The following is an 18,847-nucleotide window of genomic DNA, read 5'->3' on the forward strand; positions in this document are numbered from 1 at the left end:
CCCTGGCAGCCGAACTTAAGGTTAGCGAACGAACGCTGATCCGCTGGCAGCATTTGCCGGATGGCCTGCCCTACGTCGAACTCGGAGGCCGCATTCTCTATCGTGTGCCTTCCGTGAAGGCATGGATTGAGACGCTTGAGCGCAAGCCCAACCCTCGTCGGAGGGCCGCTTAATGGAACAGATCGACCTTCAACCCGACTTCGTCATCCAGGAAGCCGCTCGCTGGATCGTCGAAACGCCAAAGGCGCAGCGTCCACGCCCGACCGTTATCGAACTGCGGGAGCGCTTTCCGCTTGATGCTGTCGGCGCTTGCGCGGCGATTCGCCTCGCCAACATGATCAGGACAGGAGGCGCCGATGTGGCCGCCTGAAAAGCGAAAACCGGCCGCAGACAAGGCGACCGGCTTCCAAAACATCGAGCTGCTTCCCGGCAAAATCGACTACTTGGAAGATACATGCAACGTCCGTCATCTTCAAGCCGTCCTTCTACATCACCGATTTGATTTGTCGTGGCCTCTCGCTCGCTGCGTCGCCGAACATGCTTTCGGGCAAGGCGGTGCCGCATGATGAACGAACCCGTTCCGGGTCCAGTGGTCGCGGCTGTTCGCGTGGCTCGCACCTGCCTGATCGACGCGCAGTTTCGTCTCGATGACCACGGCTACCACTGTCGGCTGCTCGACGGCTTGCAGGACGGCGCCGCAACCCTGCTCGCCGAATGGGCAGGCAGGGATAGGCCGAACCTGGCGCCCGCCGTGCCTCTCTACTTCGCCGAAGCTGCGCAACAGTATCGCCGAGCGGCGAGGAGGAGCTATTGATGGACCGCTCGGACGATCCGTATCGTGGCGTCGACTATGACAAGCTGCCGCCGAAGTCGCGCCTGCATCTTCTCAGCTATGCCGAAATGGAAGCGATGCCAGAGCCGGAATGGCTGGTTGAGGGCGTGATCCAGAAGCGCAGCACGGCGTTGATGTTCGGCAAGTCGAACTCGTTCAAGTCTTTCCTGGCGATCGACATCGGGCTATCGGTAGATGCCGGCCGCGACTGGCACGGCAATGCAGTGAATGGTGGTGGCGTCCTGTTCGTCGCCACTGAAGGCGCCAACGGTGTCGGCCGGCTTCGCATTCCGGCATGGTATGAGCATCACGCCGTTTCCGAGGAAGACCGTAGGGCCTTTCTCTACCCGCAGGAAATCTGCCTCGATGCCGCCGACGACGTGACAGCGCTCATTGCTGCCATGAACATTCGAGGATCTTTCGCCCTTGTGGTGCTCGACATCTTCGGCGGCTCCATGAAGGGTTCGGAGATTGAGGACAAGACAGCGAGAGCATGGGTGCACGGTATCCAGCGCATTCTCCGGGAAACCGGCGCTTCCATCCTCACCGTGGCGCACACAGGCTGGCAGGACGACACGCGGGCCAGGATGCACACGCACTTCTGGGGCAGCTTCGACAGCCGCCTGCGCATGGAGGGCGATAAGGATGCGCTCACCGGGACATTGACTGTGGAACGCCACAAGGATGCCGACAGCACCGGCTCATGGGGCTTCAGGATGGCTCAAGCGGGCAACAGCCTTGTTCCGATGCTCGACGCCGCCGTCAAAGTGGAAAAGTCTTCCTCTTTGTCCGTGAAGAACCGCGCTGCCCTCAACGCCTTGGATGACGCCATTGTCGAGCATGGGCTGCACAAAGTCGGGCAGGACTGGCCGCCTTGCAACGTCGTCTTGATTGAGCGCTGGCGGGAACACTTCTATCGCCACTCAGCCGACGACACAGCCGAGGCAAAGCGGAAGGCCTTCCAACGGGCAAGGGACGCACTCAGAGAGCGCAAGCTGGTGCAGTTCTATGACGATCATGTGTGGCGGTGCTTCGGGTAGCCGGGACGGGACAGCCGGGACATACCTAAAGGTATATGTCCCGTCCTGTCCCGCCTTCCAGCCGTGACTTACCGGGACAATGTCCCGCAATGTCCCGCAATGTCCCGATGATTGATGATGTCTAGAACAGACTGAGATTCCACACCGCCGATCGCGCGGACACGTTGGATTTTTCCTATCTCCCAAGACCGAACAGAGATCGACCGATACGGCATGACATCGTCTGACACTGATAACTTATCAGTCGACAATTAATGACAAGCTATTGATTTTACTTGCATTTAGTCGACGGATCACTGATCGTGTCCGCACTGCGTCCGCAACGGAGTCCTGAAAAGTGCTTGCAGATACCGACCAGATGGAAGCGGAAAGCCAGGCCGTTACCCCTTCGAAGGGTGCCGGCAAGGCTCGCTTGCGGACGCTGGACGATCTCGACCGCCGGACCAGGGCAGCACAGGCCACATTCGAGCTTCGGGACCAGATCGCCAAAGACTTGGGCGGCATCGATCGTCTGTCGGCAATGCAACGTGAGATCGTGGACGGTGCGGCACTGCTCGGCGCCATGATCAAGGATGCAGGCGCAACCTATCTGTCGGGTGATCCCGTCGACCTCGGCGAGTTCATGGCCCTTACGAACGCGCAACGCCGCCTGCTTGCCGACATCGGCCTGGAGCGCCGCGCTCGTGACGTAACGCCCACGCTTCGCGACATCATTGCGGGGCACGCCGCGTGAACATCCTCCAGGCCTGTGAAAGCCCGTTGCTCTTTGCGCCCTGGTTTAAGAACCGGGACAACTACGCATCGTGGTTCGCATTCCTGGCCGCGTTCTTTGGCCTACCGATGACCGATGACCAGCTGGCGGCCTTTCAGCACCACACAGGACGCACAGAGGCGCCTACAGAGGCCAATAGCGAGGCCTGGCTGATCGTCGGGCGTCGCGGTGGCAAGTCGTTCGTGATGGCCCTTGTGGCGGTCTTCCTGGCCTGCTTCTTCGACTACCGTGGCTACCTCGCACCAGGCGAGCGCGCTACCGTGCTGGTCATCGCTGCCGACCGTAGACAAGCCCGCGTCATCATCCGGTACATCAAGGCGATGTTGACCGGCATTCCCAGCCTGGCGCTACTGATCGATCGGGAAACTGCGGACTCGTTCGACCTGACCAATTCAGTCACCATCGAAGTGGGAACGGCATCCTTCCGCTCGACGCGTGGTTACACCTATGCAGCGGTCCTGGCCGACGAGATCGCATTCTGGCGCACTGATGACGCAGCCGAACCTGACTATGCCATCCTGGACGCCATACGGCCCGGCATGGCCACGATCCCCAACGCGATGCTGCTCTGTGCCTCGTCGCCGTATGCGCGCAAGGGTGCCTTGTGGGACGCCTACAGGCGGTATTGGGGCAAGGATAGCGCACCGCTCGTCTGGAAGGCCACCACGCGGGAGATGAACCCCACAGTTCGGCAATCCGTGGTGGATGCCGCCCTGGAACGGGATCATGCAGCGGCATCGGCGGAATGGCTTGCCGAATGGCGCGCTGACATTGAGGCCTTCGTCACTCGCGAAGTGGTCGAGGCTTGCGTCAGTTTGAACGTGACGGAGCGGGAACGGGTCAACGGCTTTGCCTACAGTGCCTTTGTCGATCCGTCCGGGGGGAGCAACGACTCGATGACTTTGGCCATCGGGCATAAGGCAGACCGTAAGGCGGTTCTGGATGCCACTCGGGAGCGTAAGCCGCCATTCTCGCCTGAAGCCGTCGTGTCGGACTTCGCAGCCTTGCTGAAGAGCTATGGGATCTCGTCAGTGACTGGCGATCGGTACGCTGGCGAGTGGCCGCGCGAACAGTTCAGGAAGCACGGGATTCAATATCGCGTTGCCGACAAGCCGCGTTCGGATTTGTACCGGGATCTTCTGCCACTCCTGAACAGCCGCACCGTCGACCTCCTCGATGACGACAAGCTGGTCAATCAGATCGTCGGCCTTGAGCGCCGCGTGGCGCGCGGTGGCCGGGAATCGATCGACCACGGTCCAAACGCTCATGACGACATCGCGAACAGCGTCGCTGGCGTCGTTGAGATGCTTAACCCCAGCCATCAGCCGCCTGTGGCCTACACCGTGCCCTATCGCCGAATGTAACCACACGCGCAACCCTCACGATAAGGAAACGAAAATGACTCCCTCAGAACTACTCGACAGCCACGCAGCAGCCGGGGCACGTTACGCAAAAGCGCTCCTCGAATTGGAGGCGGCCTGGGTCGACCTTTGCGCCCATGATATGGCGCTGGAAAACCGCAACGTGCCCGTTGGCCCAACACACGTCCGGTCGTTCTACGCCGTCCCCGATTCGACCCCGTGGCCGCTCCGCCATCAGGTGTTTGCGCCCGCTGCCGAGTTGAACTGGCAGGACGCCAGCCGCGCTCGCGGCAATGAGCTTATCGCCGCTGTAACGGCCGCAGCGGCCTGAAAGGTAATCCAATGAACATCCGCACCCAGCAACTCCTTTCCCGCATTCCTGATCATCCGTCGAGCGCTGCGCTGCGACAGGCTGCTCTTGCCTGCCTCGATGTGGCTGATCGCTTCCGTGCTCGCGAAACGGCGGTGAAATCCGATATTGGCTTTACGCCGGTCGGCCGCAGCAACGTCCTGAAAGATGAGGCGTCGAAAAGCTACCTTCCCGCGCTCCAGGCCGCATTCCGCCCGATCGCTGATGCGTTGGCCGCTGCAAAGAGGGCGCGGTCGGCGATTTCGATCCCCGCGCCCGATCCGAGCAATATCGCGGCTGCGCTTGAGCGGCAGGAGATCCGGCAGATGGTGAAGGGTATGAAACCGAATGACCGCATGGCGTTCCTGACTGGCAGCAAGGACGAGAGGATTGCCGACGCTGTCCTTTCGGCGCCTTCGGCTCTCAGCGGCCTTTCAGATGATCAGTTCACGCAAGTGCGTGACTTGGCCGTCGATCGTCGGTTCGGCGACAGAGTGGCCGAAATTCGCGCTGCCGAGGAAGCCRCAGAAGCCGCACAGGCCGCAATGCTCGTCGCCGGCAACGAGATCAAGCAGATCACCGGCGTTACGGATCGCCAATTCGAGGCGATGCGCAAGATGGGCAACGACATCCCGTGGCTGAGGAACTCGACCCAGAGCGGCACGCGACAGCCGAATGGCGATTTTGTCGGCAGCATCGATGGTCCTGACAGGCGCAAAACCGTCTTCGTCATTACTCCCGGAGAAACCTTTACGCGGGAGGCCACTGCCGACGAGATCGCCAGGGGCAAGTACTACAGCAACTATCACGAGTATCTTTCCGATCACCCCGGCGTTCGACCGGTCGCTGCGGCCTAAGAGGAGACAATCACCATGGCCAATGAAGCAGCCGGTTCAGTCGTCGTCGATATCGGCGGCAACCTGGCACCATTCGAGGCGGCTTTGGCCAAAGCCCGGCAGATGGCCAACGCCTTCGATGCCGAGATATCGAAGAAACTCAGCGGCACAGGTAGTTCCGACCTCCTGGGCAAGATCGGCGCTGGCGTCGAGCAGACCAACGCCATGTTGGCCAAGATGACCACAACCGGAACTGCCGCCAGTGCAGTCTTGGCAAAGATTGCGACTACGACCACGGCAACCGCTGCGGCCCTTTCGACAGTTGCGCCCGCATCGCGAGCAGCCAATGCCGCGCTCACTGTCCTTGGCGCCAGCGGCGGACGGCTCGCCGCGACCGGTGCCGGGGTGCTGACACTAGGTACGGGAATGAGGGCACTCGCCACGACTGGCGCCGGCTTATTCAATCCATGGGCTCTAGGAGTCCTTGCTTTGTCGTCGGCGGCCGAGGTTGCCGTGAACGCATTCAGCTCGCTCGGTGGTGGCGTGTCGGAGGTGAACACCGTTCTGGAGAACCACCGGCAACTCATCAACGAGATTGCTGCGGCATACCCTGGAGCCGCCGCTGCCGCCAAGAAATTTGCCGATGTGGCGAAGGACATTCCGAAGGATGTCGCCGCCGCGAATCTGTCCAAAGACATCATTGGCAATGTGACGGCTATGAACGAAGTTCTGAAGGAGGTTGAGCAGACTTTGGCATCACCTATCCTGGCCGGCGGGCGCAGCAACTTCGACGGCATCGGCCTGCAAGCCGCGCGCGAGTTTGCGGAGCTTGGCCAGGAATTAAAGAACGGCCAGATCGACGCCACGCAATACCAGATTGCACTCGCCAAGATCCGCCTCGATCCCAACGAAACGATTAAGGCCCGCGCCTTTGCCGAAACGCTCACTGCCGGCGCCGCCAAGCTTGCGGAATTTCAGAATAACATCAATGAGAGCAGCGGCCTTAAAAGCATCGCTGCGGACAGCCAGAAAGCCCAACAGACCCTTTTCGATCTCTCCGCTGGATTCAAGGATGTTGGCTCCAAGGCTGGCGGTGCTGACGCCATCATTTCCAAGCTGTTTGGCACGATGAACGCGGGCGGCAGCAGCGGCTTCGGCGTCACGCGCTCGCTCGGGACACAGCTTCAGTCGACCCTTGGCATGTTCGAAACGATCGACCAAGCCGTTCAGAGCTCCCGCCAGAACCAACTCTCCGGAATGGTCCAGCTCGAAGCGCAGTTGCGCGCGACGACCACCGAGGCTGACAGCCTGAAGCAGGCGCTCGCCACGGCCGGGAGCAAAGACAACATCCGCGATTTCTTCGGCGACGTGTCGAACATCAAGAACGCCAATGCCGAGATCGCCAACGCCACGTCGACGGTCAACAAACTGTTCGACGCCATGAGCACCGGCAATACCAGCGTCAACGCCGTATTCCAGGGCCTGGAGATGGTGCGCCAAGGCCTCATCAATGACGGTTTCCCCGTCGAAAAGGTCGACCTGTTCCTTCAAAGGCTGCGGCAGGTCAATCAGGAACTTGTCGCCGATACCGGCGCGACGCATCAGATGAACGCTGCCATCCAGGCAATTAAGGACAAGACCGTCAACATCACGGTCATCACCCGCCAAGTCGGCACCGGCAAGCAGTCGATCTACGATGTTCCCGGCGGCCCGGTTGGCGTCACCCGCTACGGCGGCGATAGCAACATGACGCAACAGGGCTATTCCGTCCCGGCTACGGGCGGCTCTGGCGGCGCTATTGGCACGACCGGGGTCAACGTCACGCGCTTCAGCAGCACCGGCTCGCCGGTTTCGCAGACGCCGATCTTCAACACGTCGACTAACTCGTGGGGCTACGTCCAGCCCACGACCTACCAAGATCCGTCAGTGCTGGCGCAGGTGAAGGCCCAGTACGGCTTTGCCACAGGCGGCATGATCCATCCCGGCGATTCGCAGCAGGTGTCTTTCTTCAAGAACCCTGCTGAGACAGTCGGCATCTTCACGCCGGGCCAGATGGATGCAATGGCCGCAGTGAAGGACGCCACGCGCGACACCGATCGTATGTGGGCCGTCCAGACGGGCATCGAGGCCAACACCAAGAAAACCGCGCAACTTCTCGATGACATAAAGATCAAAAGCGCCAGTTCCGGGTTTGGTGGTGGCTCGTCGTTTGGTGGCGGTTCTTCCTCGGGCGGGAGCACTGACGCCGACCAACTGCGGGCTCAATATCTGGCAGCGCTCAAGACGGCCAAGTCCAACTTCCACGCTGCTGGCATCGTCGGCAAGGGCATCATTGGCTACGGTCTTGACGGTCTTGCTGCCACGCCGGAACAGGTTGCTCATCGGGCCGTCTATGGCTTCGCAACTGGCGGCATTGCCGGCAGCGATACCGAACACGTCGAGTTCTTCAAGAGCCCCGGCGAGAAGGTGATTATCGCCCGGCCCGACCAGTTCGCCGATGTACGGCCGGGAACGTCCAGCGCAGGTTCAGCCGGCGGCAGTGATCGCCCTATCACGGTCCAGCAATACATCACGGTTCCCGGCGGCGGCACAGTGTCCAAGGATAGCTTGGCCGCACTTGGCCGTCAGGTGGAGCAGTCCACGCGCGCCGCTTTGAGGTCCGTCAATGGGCGATAATGCAACGAAAGAGGGTAAGTGATGAAAACGCTCCCCATCGGCGGCAATGAGGTCATTTCTCTGCCCGCTTACAACGTGATTTCGATCACGAGCGGCGCCGGCTCTATCGAGCGGCTTGGCAACAACCCTGGCGATCCATCATCGGGGACAATAACGACGTTCACCACCGATGCTACAGTAGGCCCGTTCCCGGTCTGGACCAGGCACATGCTGCGGTGTGTTCCGTCCAGCCACGTTAGTTACGACATCGCCCCGGCTGACTTCCCGGCTGTCACTTCGGACGTCGAGCGGATCAGCAAACTGACGCAAGCTCAGTACGACGCGCTGTCACCGGCCGATCCTGCAACCCTCTATTTGATAGTCGGCTGATGGATGCCGTCTCAGATCCGCGAGTGCAGGCGCTCTGCCAGGAATTCGACGTGCGGATCGTCGGCGCGCACCTGTATCCCCAGCCCGGCGAAACCCGCGCCGTGGGTACGATTCGGCGGATCATCGATCGGCATGGCGTCGAGCACGCGCGGCTTGTGCTGTGCATCCTGGCCGAAGGCCGGGGCAACAACGCCCTGATAGATGAAACGTCGCTGTGGGCCATCAGCGACCTGTTGCGGGCATGTCCCGATCTGGTCGAGGGAAAGACGACGGCTCTGCTCGAAATGTTCGATGCGCTTCCCCTGGGGCCGATCATGGCCACCGTCAACGAGCTCCGTGGAGTGGTTCACCAGCGCCACGCGCTTGCCGGGATGATCTACCTCTATGCTCGCCAACTCAGGTCGGCGCCGATCGTGTTCAAGCCTGCCGGCAAGGGCAAGATGCGGAAGGTGAAGATTAGCGAAGGCGAGAAGCGGGCGGCGTGAACAACTGGCTCGCCTTCACGCTCGCCGCTGGCGCTGGCGTGGTGGCCGCAATGAATCCGACGCCTGAATTATCCCCATCCCGCTGGCTCGCGCCTGCGGGTTTTTTCCTTTTCGGGACCATTTATGCTCGGCAACCCGATGGTTCGACAAGGTGTTGCTAATATGCAGCACCGACGGCATCTCCGACCGCCGTGGCTGGAACCGCTTCCAACGGCTGCCCGTTAACGTCAATATGAGAATCGAATCGCGAGGCGGCGAAGATGGACAACCGACAAAACACCAAGATCATTGAGATGTGTTGTCTCCTGGCCGTTCCGGCATCAATGCTTCTCACGATGGTACTAGCTCGAATGATCCTTGGCTGAACCAATGCGCTAGGCGTCATGGCAAAGGGCTGGACGTTCCAATCTCTGATCGACGGCAAGATGACGGTGACGGCGCACTGCCATTATGCGCCCTGCAATCATAGCCAAAAGCTCGACCTTGTGAAGTTTCGCGATCGCTTCGGACCTGATGCGCCCGCCATGGCGGACGACCTCGTTCGAAAACTGAAATGTGGCAGGTGTGGCGGCAGGAAAGTCGGCCTGATCTACTCGCCGGACACAACGCCAAGGGACTTTAGGTCGACATAACGCGCGGGATAGGAAGCTCCCTTTTATGGGCCACGGGCTTGACGGCACATTAGCGACATCTAAAGTTTGTGCTGCGGCAGTCGATGTCTCACCCACACCCCTGCCGAAGATCGGCCCCCCGATCGGCCCGCGCTTGCCCGCAAGCGGCGCGGGTTTTAGCTAGGATGGCGTACTAGCGGCCCAGCGGCCAAGGGCGGGGGGTGGGGTTTGACCACTGGGCCTAACCGGCAAAGGAGAGGGTGCCGGCTGGCGAACTGTACGCCGTTCTCGCTTAGTCGACCATTCTTGCGGGCTGCTGATCGACGTCATCCCACGTAGTGAGTTATCCACAGGTAGTCCACAGCCGTCGACGACAGGGCAATCGCTTAACGACAAAGCGCGCCTTCCCGATCTAATATTACGTTTGGCTTGGTGCGGCTCGCTTCACCCAAGCATCCCCTGTACCGGTCATTTCAGCGTCGATATCGGGAATTGTCAGATTGGATGCTGCACGCATTAGCTTCGAGGCCAGGCAACGGGCAGACTCGGTTGCGCCGCCGCCCAGATTTGATCCTTTCTGGGTAAGTGCGGCGGAGGCGGCGATAGCCGGCAGCGTGGTTGCTGTTTTTTGTTGGCTTGGCGGCGGCAGTCACATGGCGGGTGCGATCGGCATAAGTATGATTTTGGCATTTGCGCCGCCGTATTTCTATTTCCGAAGCCAGGAGCGGAAGAACAGTGAGGCCTTTGATACGGAGTACATCACCTTGTTGGAAAGAGAGAGGGCAAGAGAGAAAAGCTTTAGCTGCCGCCAAACCAAGTCGCTTCCCGGCAAAACAAAAAGTTCGCCGGCCCCGCGCGCCCGTAAGAAGACCCCGCCTGTAATCAAGCAGATCGGCGACAAGGGTGCGGGTCGAGGAGATCACCCCGAAGGTGAAGGGGTAGAGGCCTTTCCTACCCTTTCGCGGCGCGCCCAACCAACGGTCCGATAGGTTCGAAGAAGCTCGCCAGCACGCCACTGGCCAAGCGCCGTAGTGGCCGGAATCTCGTCGGTGCCGTCCTTGGCCTTCAGTTCGCGAATGGTCTGCGCCAGATCGTTTGTCTCGATCTCGTAGAGCACCAGATATCGATAGGGCGTCGCCGCGCTTTGTTCGTGGCTCAGCCCAAAGCGCTGGGCCGAAACCAGTCCTGGTAGCCTTAATATGTCATGCACGTGGCGATCATTGTACCAGGCATTGAACTCGGCCTCCCGTCCCTCGACAGGATTGGTTAGGACGGCAAAGATATGTCTGCTCATTCGGTCAGTCCTTCTCTTAGACGCCTTTCCGCAGTCTCACCCCGGCTCCACCGCCGTTCTCTGGAATGAACTCGACGCCGGCCACGATCAGCGTTTCTTGAAGCCTTACAAGTGTCGTGGCGTATGGCGCACGTTTCCCCGATTCAAAGTCCGCGATCGTTGCTCTTCCGACTTCGGCTTTCTCCGAAAGATCCTGTTGCGACCATCCAATCAAGCCGCGCGCCGCCCTCAACTGACTTGCCGTTATCGTCATGTGGCTCCAACTTCATGCAGAATGTATTGACTTGGGTGTTATGTCATGTATTTTGCATGATGTTTACATCAACCACGCTCTAGGAGCAACACCATGCCGAACACCTCTGTTCCGGCGGCCGGCAATGCTATGCCCGCCACCGAGGTAATGCCCATCCTGGGCAGATTTTCACGCCGCGCCCTGCTTGGCGTTATCGCATCTGTCCCGGCCCTGGCGGTGGCGACAGCCTCGTCGAGGAGCAAGTCGCAAACTTTGCAACTTGAAAATGAGATGCCGGCCGCAGCCGTCGAGCAACCCGACGCCGAACTGTTCCAGATCGAAACCAAGTTCAACTCTGCATACGCGATCTATGAGGATGTCGCCGACAAAGTTGGAGAAATCGAGGAACGGGTATTCCGCCTCAAGCCGCCGAAGCCCGCGAAGCTTCCGGGAACTCATGAGATCAAGGCCACGTTTTGGGAGATGGCAAGAGGTATCGACCCCAACGGTACCGATGATTCGTGGTTGGCCCATCCCGCCGCCGTCGCCTGGAGGGAGAACGATAGGGAGTCCCGCCAGCGCTTGGAGGCATGGCAGGCCGAATGCGAGGAGATCATTCGCAAAAGCGGCTTGCGGGAAGCCGAGGAAGAGCGAGACAGGCTGATGAGCACCGCCGGGGACATCGCCGAGTCGCTTCTCGACAAGCGCGCACAAACGCTGGCCGGGATGCTGGTCAAGCTTCGCGTGCACCAGTGTTGGACGTTCGACGAATATGAAATCCTGGATACCCTGACGGCCGACATCAAGGCTATGGCGGGAGGAGTGTCATGAACGCCCATACACCCGTCCTGAAGCCGCTAGGGATGCCAAGGGGGATCGATCCCCGTGTCTGGCGCCAGTCCGTCGAGAAGCGCCTGAATGACCTCCTAGACCGCGCCATGTCGCTCATTACGGCACTGGATCTTATGGAGGTTGATTGCGATCTGGAAGACACAGCCGACGACGAGCCGTCCCTTGGCTGCCTCGATGATCTTGAGCAGGACAACTGCGACGACGAGGAAGGCGGTGACGCCGAACCGTGCCCGGATATCTACGGCGAAACGATCATGTGGCCCGACGACCTCAAGTCGCAGGAAATGCTGGTATAGCCTGACGGGAATAATCTTCCGCGACGTTTAAAGCCCGCTGCCTCACGGTGGCGGGCTTATAGTTTTGGCTTGCGGATCAGCTTTGCTCGGGTTTTTTGCGGCCGGCACTGCTCGGGCAGCTCTCGCCTCTGCTGCCCACTTGGCTTTCTGCTCGGCTCGATATTCCTCCAGCCGTCGAATGGCTGCGAGCAAGTCCTTCTCGCCATGGTCTTCCTGTAGTTTCTGTCCGACGATCCTGCCGGCCGCCAGCCGAAGGGCGCCTTCCACAATGTCTTCCATCGAAGAACGTCGCTCGTCGTATGTCCTGGTGTAATCACGTAGCTGCGGATCGTGAAAATCGAGTGCCTCTTTGACATCCATGTTGTCCGGCCACTCGCCGCACTTTTCACTGTACGACTGGGCACCTTTTACGACCGCTATGCACTGCATGATGATGCTGTATGGTTCTCCGGCGCCTCGGGACACACGCATGATATTCGCGGCAAGCTCGCGGAGCGGCCATTCGATCTCATGCTTTGCCAACGATTTGTCGACCGTCTTCTTGTCGTTCTCGACGGCCAGTCGGATATGGGGCTTCTTCTTTTCGTCGTCAGACAATTTCCCCTCCCAAGCAGAGGGATAACAATTGCCCAACCGGTAGGATACGGCAACCCAGTTCAGGTCTGCAACGATTGCCGTTCACCGAAGAATGGCCCGCTGCCTCACGGTGGCGGGCCCCGATTAAACGAAATTCCCGTATTAATGTCGCGCAAGACCGCCGGCCGCTTCAAGGCGGTTTGGCCATCCCCCATTTCCACAAACTCCCTAGCATTCACGTTCCAAGCGGCGCCACGATGGATTTGACCGGCACTGTCCTCGCAGGCCGGAGTCAATCGCGCCGTCGCAAGGCCTTGAACGATGAGGGTGCCGCCAATGTCATGGTACGACAACCATAGGCTGGCAGATTGCCCATCACTTAACGATGCGGGCAGCGGCGTGTCAGTCATCCCAGGTAGATTCGAATAGGCTCTCGACACGAGCTTCGCGCCGCCCGGCAATTCAAACCAGAGTGAAGTAACCGTGACCGTCCGATGGCCAATGTTGGTCGCTTTGATCTGCGCGTAGGGCGCGCCGAGGCTGTCGTTGGCAAGCATGGCTGTGGACGCATCGACCTTCAATTGGCGCTGATCACGCTTGCTGGCCTTCCACCAGTTGACGGTCGAAAGGACGGCGCCCCAAAGCGCCAGAGCAAACAGCACAACGTCTTTCAGCGCAGGAAACCACGTTGGCAGCGTCATCGCTCGCCCCTCCCATGTCGCGTCCATGTCGCACGGACTCGCCGATAGTCGCAGGAACCTAGGCGAAATCAACGCATGCCCCTACCCTATGTTTTCCGGACACTGTGCGGACACAGATTTGCGGACACGGAAATTAGCCGCCTGACCAGCTGCATCTAACTGATTTTGTTTGATTTTTGGTGAGCGCGATGGGATTCGAACCCATGACCTACTGATTAAAAGGCTGTTTCCGGCACATCGACACGCATCGATTCTAATCGTTAAATTGCACAATAAGCACCTGAAATCGCTCCAAAAATACCGGAGCCGCCTATCTATATCGATAACTTTCAAACTTGATCGAATTGGCTTGATTTGTTACCCATTGTAACCCAAGAGGTAAACAGCCATGCCGAAAATCAAATTCACTGACCCTACCCTTCGCGGGATCAAAGCGCCATCCGTCGGCCGCGTCGACTATTTCGATAAGCTGTTGCCGTCGTTCGGCGTCCGCGTGACGGCAAAGGGGCAGAAGACCTTTTTCGTGTTCGATCGTGTCGGCGGCAAGCTCAAGCGTATGACCCTTGGCAGGTATGGCCAGCACCCGTTGCTCGGCTTGGCTGAGGCGCGCGAGAAGGCGAGAGCATTCAAGGCCAGCGCAGAGCGCGGCGCTAATCCAGTGGTTGAGGCGAAGCACGAAGCAGCCGCCGCAGAGGCCGGCACGTTCGGCAAGGCCGTTGAGCGCTTCCTAGCCCGCCAGCAATCGAAGCTGGCCGCGTCGACCTATCGGGAATACAGGCTATGCCTCACCGGGCCGGACGTGGCCGAATGGAACGGCCGGCAACTCTCCTCCATCACCCGGTCAGACGTGGCGGCGGTACTGGACAAGATCGACAAGCGCGGCAAGCCATCCGCCGGCAATCACGCGCTTTCCTATCTGCGGCGTTTCTTTAACGACGCCCTGGACGCCGAAGCGATCGACCGCGCGCCGACTGACCGCATGCGGGTGCGCCATGACAACACCAAGCGCGACCGTGCCTTGACCGACGAGGAGTTGGCCATCGTGGCTGCCGCCCTTCGGGATGACGACGCAACGCTTAGCATCATGTACGGCCTCAACGACGTGCCGCCTTTATCCGACACGCTGCGCGACTACTTCCTGACCCTGATGCTTACCGGCCAGCGCCGCGCCGAAGTCGCCGGCATGACCTGGGATGAGCTACATAACCTCGACGGCAAAGACCCGCGATGGGAGCTGCCTGGCGGCCGGACCAAGAACGGCCTGCCCCATATCGTTCCGCTCGCGCCTGCCGTTGTCGCGATCCTGCAACGGCGCAAGGTGCTGGCCGACGCCGAGAGGCGGAAAGCGGAGGCCCTGGCGAAGCTCGACGGCGGTGCTGCGCTGACGAAGCTCGACAACACCGTATTCGCCGGCACCCTGCACAACACCAACCGCGCCAAGGTCGCTCTGGATGCTCGCGTGTCGGCGATCTGCACCGCCCTTGGCCGCCCCGCCCCCGCCCATTGGACCGGCCATGATCTGCGCCGGACGATGGTCACGGGTATGAATGAGCTTGGTGTGGCCCCGCATGTCGTCGAGGCGGTCGTGAACCATGTCAGCGGCGCGGCTCGGGGCGGCGTGGCCGGCGTTTATAACCGGGCTCTCTATTTGCCCGAGCGCCGGGCAGCTTTGAACGCCTGGGCGGATCACGTCGCGGCCTTGGAACCGATGCGGCGTCCCTGATAGCGTGAAGCAGGCGCTCACAAGGAACGGAGGCAATCGTGACAGCTAAACTCATACAAGGAAAGGCCGGTCCAAACGGGACGGTGCATTCAACGCGACGTAATCGTGAATTGTCACCCCGATTGAAAATCGAGTTGACCTTGACAAACCTGGCCACAGTGCTTGGGTACTCAAACGTCAGCTTCCTTTTTATGCAGGACTCAACGACGATGTATTCCGTCGATGGAGAGCGATATCAGCGTGGCGCGAATCTTATCCTTGATCTTTCAACGGAATTGCTTGCTAGACATAAATAAAGCCCACCGACCAGTCTGCGACCAGCGTCCGACGATCAATAATTGTGACAAGCATAGTCCGGTACTTACCGCGCACCCTCGCCTGATAGCGCGACAGGCGTTTGCGAGATTTCCTCGACTGGACCACCCATACCTGGGTATCCTGTATTGAGGGAAATGTGGCCAATCCGGCCGCACGGGTCACACCAGAGGCACAAGCTCAAAGGCGAGCGGCCAGGGGTCTGCGAAAGCACCCCTGGCCTCTTAACCGTTTGCGAAAGGCCCGTGTCGTGACCAATATACCGATCAACGCCGATGTCTTCGATGATGAAATCGAAGACGCCAAAAATCTTCTCAATTACCTGCTCCATTCCGGCAAGCCCGTGGCTCTCGACGACGCCCTGGCCGAGGCGGAGGCGTGCGGCATCCGCTGGCGCGCAGTCCTTCTCGCGAGGCGGCTGACGGGCGTCGTGGCTAACCGCGATGCCGATGGCGCCTGGATGTGGTCGCGGCCGGCCGGCTTCCTCGCCTGTGCAAGCGCGTCGGATGCCGAGCACATGCTGCTCCGCCCGGCGGCCAAGGCACGCGATGCTGCAAATGCAGCGCGGCGGGCAGCCTATCAGCGCGCAAAGTTGAGGGCAGCCGCATGAGCGCCGCCGTCAACCAGATCATGGCAGACGCCCTGGCGGGCGCTGAGCAGTCGCGCAGGCGCCACTTCCACAGGGCCTGGGTAGAAGCCGAAGGCGCTTTCCAGCGTGCCGGCGGTCGCGGATACGACGCGGTAAAGGCATACGATGAAGCCTTCATCCATAGCTATCTTTTCTGTCGTGAGCTTCCCGCCGAGGATGTCATCCGCGAGGCGATGGCCGCAGGCATCCACCCGAGTGACGTTGGCGATGCGATCGCCGAGCTTGGCGTCAAGACGATCGTCAATGGTGGCGCAAAGGTCATTTGGGCACTGCCGGATGAAACGTATTTGAGGCTCCAGGAGTGGGCTCGGACAGGATATGTCCCTGGACCCGCCGATGCCCTCACGCGCCTCATATACAGCCACAGCCCACCCAAAAGAAAACCGGCCAAAGCGCCCCGCAGCGCCGGCCGGTCTCCAAACGGAAGGTAAATCTAATGCCCTTTAATAATACCGAAACCAGTAGCAAAAAGCAACCGGATTTCCAGCGCTTCACCCCAGAAGGGCTGGCGAAGCTCACGAGGACGTGCGCCCTGGCCATCGCCGAGCAGGGTGGCAGCGTCTTCCCGATGCGCTTCATAAAGGATCCCGAAACCGGCAAAATCAGCAAGGTGCCGGCGCTCAAAGGCTGGCCGGAGAAAGCTACGGTCGACCCCGAGCAGATCAAGCGCAGGTTCGCCCGGCTTGGGCTTGGCATCGGCATCGCGACAGAGCCATCCGGCTGGGTTGTATTCGACACCGATCAGAAGCCCGGCGTCGACGGCGACGCGCATCTGCGCGCCCTGCTTGGCGACCACGCCCACTATCTCGACGAGACGGAAACCGTGCTGACGCCGACAGGATCGAAGCATTATCGGTTCACTGGCGAGCCTGTAAAAAGCACGGCCGGCGTCCTGGCGCCCGGCGTCGACGTGAAGTCGCGTGGCGGCTATGTCGTCGGTGAAGGCACCATCAGCGACAAGGGTGTTTATCGCGTCATCGCCAACAGGGGCGCTCGGCTGTCGTTGCCGCAAGCGATCATCGACATCGTTGCCAGGGAATATGCGGCCAAGGGCGGCGGCGATGCCGAGCGGCGCAAGCTGGCACCTGGCGTCGACGTGCCTGGCGATGATCCGAGCGACATCGAGCTTGGCCGCGACTATCTGCAAAGCCGCAACGACGACGAGATCGACGGCTACACCAATGCGATGGCCATCGGCCGGCGCCTTGGCGATTTCGGCATCCTGCCGGATACCGCAGCGCAGCTTTTCGACGACGAGATCAATCCTCGCCTGCCGCGCGGCCGTGAGTGGGAAATAGATGAATTGGTGAAAAAGATGAACGATTGGGGCAACGGGCGCGAGAACGCATTCGGCAGCGATAGCTATGCGGCGGCGGCTCGCGATTTCGATGACCTGGACGCGGAGCGCGACGCCGAGCTGGAATTGTGTCAGGAGCTTGGCCTGGCCGTGCCGGCGATGATCCGCGCCGCCGCAGCGAACGCGAAGGCAAGGGACAACGGAGAGCCGGCCGGCAGCAGCGGGCGCATCAGCGCGACGCCGTTTGTCTGGATCGATCCGGCGACGATCCCGAAGCGCCAGTGGCTGTTCGGCAAGCACTACATTCGCGGCTATGCGACCGGCACTGTAGCACCCGGCGGCACAGGCAAGACGGCCATGACGATTGTCGAGGCGCTTTCGATGGGCACAGGGCGCGACCTTATCGGCGGCGACCCGAACCCCGTAGGGCTTAAGGTCTGGCTGTGGAACCTTGAAGACCCCGAGGTGGAAATCAGGCGGCGCATCGCCGCCGCTGTCCAGCACCACCACATCGTTCCCGCCACGCTCGACGGCAAGCTGTTCGTCAATTCAGGGCGCGACACGCCGCTTGTCATCGCCCGCAAGGTCAAGGACACGATCAAGGTGCTTGAACCAGTCGTTGACGCCCTGGTGGCCGAAATCCGCGCAAAGGGGATAGACGTGCTTATCGTCGACCCCTTCGTTTCCAGCCACAGCCTGCCGGAGAACGACAACGCGGCGATGGATGCCGCCGTGAAGGCGTGGGCGCGCGTCGCTCACCTTGGCAATTGCGCGGTTGAATTGGTGCATCACTCTCGCAAGCTCGGCGGCGAGGAAGCATCGGCGGAGAGCGCACGCGGCGGCAGCGCCTTTGTGGACGCTTGCCGTGGCGTCCGCGTCATCAACCGGATGTCGATCGAGGAAGCCGGCAAGCTCGGCATTTCCGAACCGCGTTTCTTTTTCTCGATGATGGACGATAAGCCGAACATGGCGCCCCCGCCAACCAGCAAGAGGGATTGGTTTCAGCTTGTGTCGGTGCCGCTGCCGAATGGCGATGATGTCGGCTCGGTGGCTCGGTGGGAGAAGCCTAATCAGCTCGACGACGTGACGCCGGAGCACCTGGCACGCGTCCAGGCGCTCTTCACCGAAGGCAACTACCTGGTGAATGAGCAGTCGCCTGAATGGGGTGGCCGCGCGGTCGCATCGGTGATCGGCGTCGAGATCGGCATCGGCTTGCCTGCCAAAGAGCGGACAGCGGAACAGAATGCCGCCAGGGCCAAGGTGAGAGCTATTCTCTCTATGTGGTTGAAGACGCCCGGCGGTATCAAAATCCAACAGCGCAAAAACGCCAAGCGGGAGACTAAGGACTGCTACGCGGCTTCGGACGACGCTGTGTAAAATCGATGAAAATCGAACGTGCCGCACTTGCCGCACTCAGGTACGGCACAGGTACGGCAAGGTACGGCATAACCCCTGCCGCACCCCACCTATATAGGGGTGCGGGGGGTGGCACGGCAGAAAGTGCGGCGCTTTTTCAGGTACGGCAAAATGCCCCTTCCCGCCCTGGCCTTATCGCCGCATCGGCGGAAGGGGTCGACAGGA

Annotated in this window: 20 protein-coding genes; 16 read left to right on the plus strand and 4 right to left on the minus strand. The window is 60.5% G+C overall.

The genetic code is table 11. From position 1 onward, the window contains the following. Window positions 1–172 precede the first annotated feature (172 nt). The 10 genes from AC1DZP_RS15655 to AC1DZP_RS15700 all read left to right on the plus strand — a co-directional run bounded on the left by AC1DZP_RS15655 (window position 173) and on the right by AC1DZP_RS15700 (window position 8,720). Complete coding sequence (locus AC1DZP_RS15655) at window positions 173–370, plus strand: hypothetical protein (RefSeq protein ID WP_477303582.1); 198 nt, start codon at window positions 173–175, stop codon at window positions 368–370. 192 nt (window positions 371–562) lie between these two features. Continuing rightward, entirely contained in the window at window positions 563–814 is a 252-nt protein-coding gene (locus tag AC1DZP_RS15660; protein ID WP_477303584.1) for a hypothetical protein, read from the plus strand. Next, window positions 814–1,872: an AAA family ATPase gene (locus tag AC1DZP_RS15665; protein ID WP_477303586.1), complete on the plus strand. Its 1,059-nt coding sequence runs from the start codon at window positions 814–816 to the stop codon at window positions 1,870–1,872. Before AC1DZP_RS15660 ends, AC1DZP_RS15665 begins: the two co-directional genes overlap by 1 nt. 337 nt (window positions 1,873–2,209) lie before the next feature. Continuing rightward, on the plus strand, window positions 2,210–2,605 hold the full coding sequence (locus tag AC1DZP_RS15670) for a hypothetical protein (RefSeq protein ID WP_477303588.1): 396 nt from the start codon (window positions 2,210–2,212) through the stop codon (window positions 2,603–2,605). Continuing rightward, window positions 2,602–4,008: a hypothetical protein gene (locus AC1DZP_RS15675; protein ID WP_477303590.1), complete on the plus strand. Its 1,407-nt coding sequence runs from the start codon at window positions 2,602–2,604 to the stop codon at window positions 4,006–4,008. Before AC1DZP_RS15670 ends, AC1DZP_RS15675 begins: the two co-directional genes overlap by 4 nt. 34 nt (window positions 4,009–4,042) lie before the next feature. Further along, window positions 4,043–4,336, plus strand: a complete 294-nt coding sequence (locus AC1DZP_RS15680) for a hypothetical protein (RefSeq protein WP_477303592.1) — start codon at window positions 4,043–4,045, stop codon at window positions 4,334–4,336. A gap of 11 nt (window positions 4,337–4,347) precedes the next feature. Then, on the plus strand, window positions 4,348–5,211 hold the full coding sequence (locus tag AC1DZP_RS15685; RefSeq protein WP_477303594.1) for a hypothetical protein: 864 nt from the start codon (window positions 4,348–4,350) through the stop codon (window positions 5,209–5,211). Window positions 5,212–5,313: 102 nt separating this feature from the next. Continuing rightward, the gene (locus AC1DZP_RS15690) at window positions 5,314–7,866 is read left to right on the plus strand and encodes a hypothetical protein (protein WP_477303596.1); all 2,553 of its coding nucleotides are present in this window, start codon (window positions 5,314–5,316) and stop codon (window positions 7,864–7,866) included. A 21-nt stretch (window positions 7,867–7,887) separates the two neighbouring features. After that, complete coding sequence (locus AC1DZP_RS15695) at window positions 7,888–8,235, plus strand: phage upper tail fiber protein (protein WP_477303598.1); 348 nt, start codon at window positions 7,888–7,890, stop codon at window positions 8,233–8,235. Beyond that, window positions 8,235–8,720 (plus strand): hypothetical protein, encoded by a 486-nt coding sequence (locus tag AC1DZP_RS15700; RefSeq protein WP_477303599.1) that lies wholly within the window; start codon window positions 8,235–8,237, stop codon window positions 8,718–8,720. The genes AC1DZP_RS15695 and AC1DZP_RS15700 overlap by 1 nt, the downstream gene beginning before the upstream one ends. Before the next feature lie 1,530 nt (window positions 8,721–10,250). Here the strand turns inward: AC1DZP_RS15700 and AC1DZP_RS15705 are convergent. Next, window positions 10,251–10,625, minus strand: coding sequence for a hypothetical protein (locus AC1DZP_RS15705; protein ID WP_477303601.1), 375 nt, complete (start codon window positions 10,623–10,625; stop codon window positions 10,251–10,253). 16 nt (window positions 10,626–10,641) lie between these two features. Further along, the gene (locus tag AC1DZP_RS15710) at window positions 10,642–10,878 is read right to left on the minus strand and encodes a helix-turn-helix domain-containing protein (RefSeq protein ID WP_477303603.1); all 237 of its coding nucleotides are present in this window, start codon (window positions 10,876–10,878) and stop codon (window positions 10,642–10,644) included. A gap of 93 nt (window positions 10,879–10,971) precedes the next feature. Here AC1DZP_RS15710 and AC1DZP_RS15715 point away from each other — a divergent pair, with 93 nt between their 5' ends. Beyond that, a complete protein-coding gene (locus AC1DZP_RS15715) occupies window positions 10,972–11,688 on the plus strand; it encodes a hypothetical protein (RefSeq protein WP_477303605.1) in 717 nt (238 codons plus the stop codon). Then, window positions 11,685–12,005, plus strand: a complete 321-nt coding sequence (locus AC1DZP_RS15720; protein ID WP_477303607.1) for a hypothetical protein — start codon at window positions 11,685–11,687, stop codon at window positions 12,003–12,005. Before AC1DZP_RS15715 ends, AC1DZP_RS15720 begins: the two co-directional genes overlap by 4 nt. Before the next feature lie 42 nt (window positions 12,006–12,047). On the opposite strand, the gene AC1DZP_RS15725 is transcribed toward AC1DZP_RS15720, so the two are convergent. Both AC1DZP_RS15725 and AC1DZP_RS15730 read right to left on the minus strand, forming a co-directional pair. Next, window positions 12,048–12,602, minus strand: a complete 555-nt coding sequence (locus tag AC1DZP_RS15725; protein WP_477303609.1) for a hypothetical protein — start codon at window positions 12,600–12,602, stop codon at window positions 12,048–12,050. A 104-nt stretch (window positions 12,603–12,706) separates the two neighbouring features. Continuing rightward, entirely contained in the window at window positions 12,707–13,282 is a 576-nt protein-coding gene (locus AC1DZP_RS15730) for a hypothetical protein (RefSeq protein WP_477303611.1), read from the minus strand. Between the two features lie 388 nt (window positions 13,283–13,670). Here AC1DZP_RS15730 and AC1DZP_RS15735 point away from each other — a divergent pair, with 388 nt between their 5' ends. From AC1DZP_RS15735 to AC1DZP_RS15750, 4 genes are all read left to right on the plus strand, one after another. Beyond that, window positions 13,671–15,005, plus strand: a complete 1,335-nt coding sequence (locus AC1DZP_RS15735; RefSeq protein ID WP_477303613.1) for a tyrosine-type recombinase/integrase — start codon at window positions 13,671–13,673, stop codon at window positions 15,003–15,005. A gap of 565 nt (window positions 15,006–15,570) precedes the next feature. Then, on the plus strand, window positions 15,571–15,930 hold the full coding sequence (locus AC1DZP_RS15740) for a hypothetical protein (RefSeq protein ID WP_477303615.1): 360 nt from the start codon (window positions 15,571–15,573) through the stop codon (window positions 15,928–15,930). Next, window positions 15,927–16,400, plus strand: a complete 474-nt coding sequence (locus AC1DZP_RS15745) for a hypothetical protein (protein ID WP_477303617.1) — start codon at window positions 15,927–15,929, stop codon at window positions 16,398–16,400. The genes AC1DZP_RS15740 and AC1DZP_RS15745 overlap by 4 nt, the downstream gene beginning before the upstream one ends. Before the next feature lie 5 nt (window positions 16,401–16,405). Then, the gene (locus AC1DZP_RS15750) at window positions 16,406–18,643 is read left to right on the plus strand and encodes an AAA family ATPase (RefSeq protein WP_477303619.1); all 2,238 of its coding nucleotides are present in this window, start codon (window positions 16,406–16,408) and stop codon (window positions 18,641–18,643) included. Window positions 18,644–18,847: the final 204 nt, after the last annotated feature.

This window comes from Mesorhizobium sp. P2_F8, assembly GCF_056403655.1.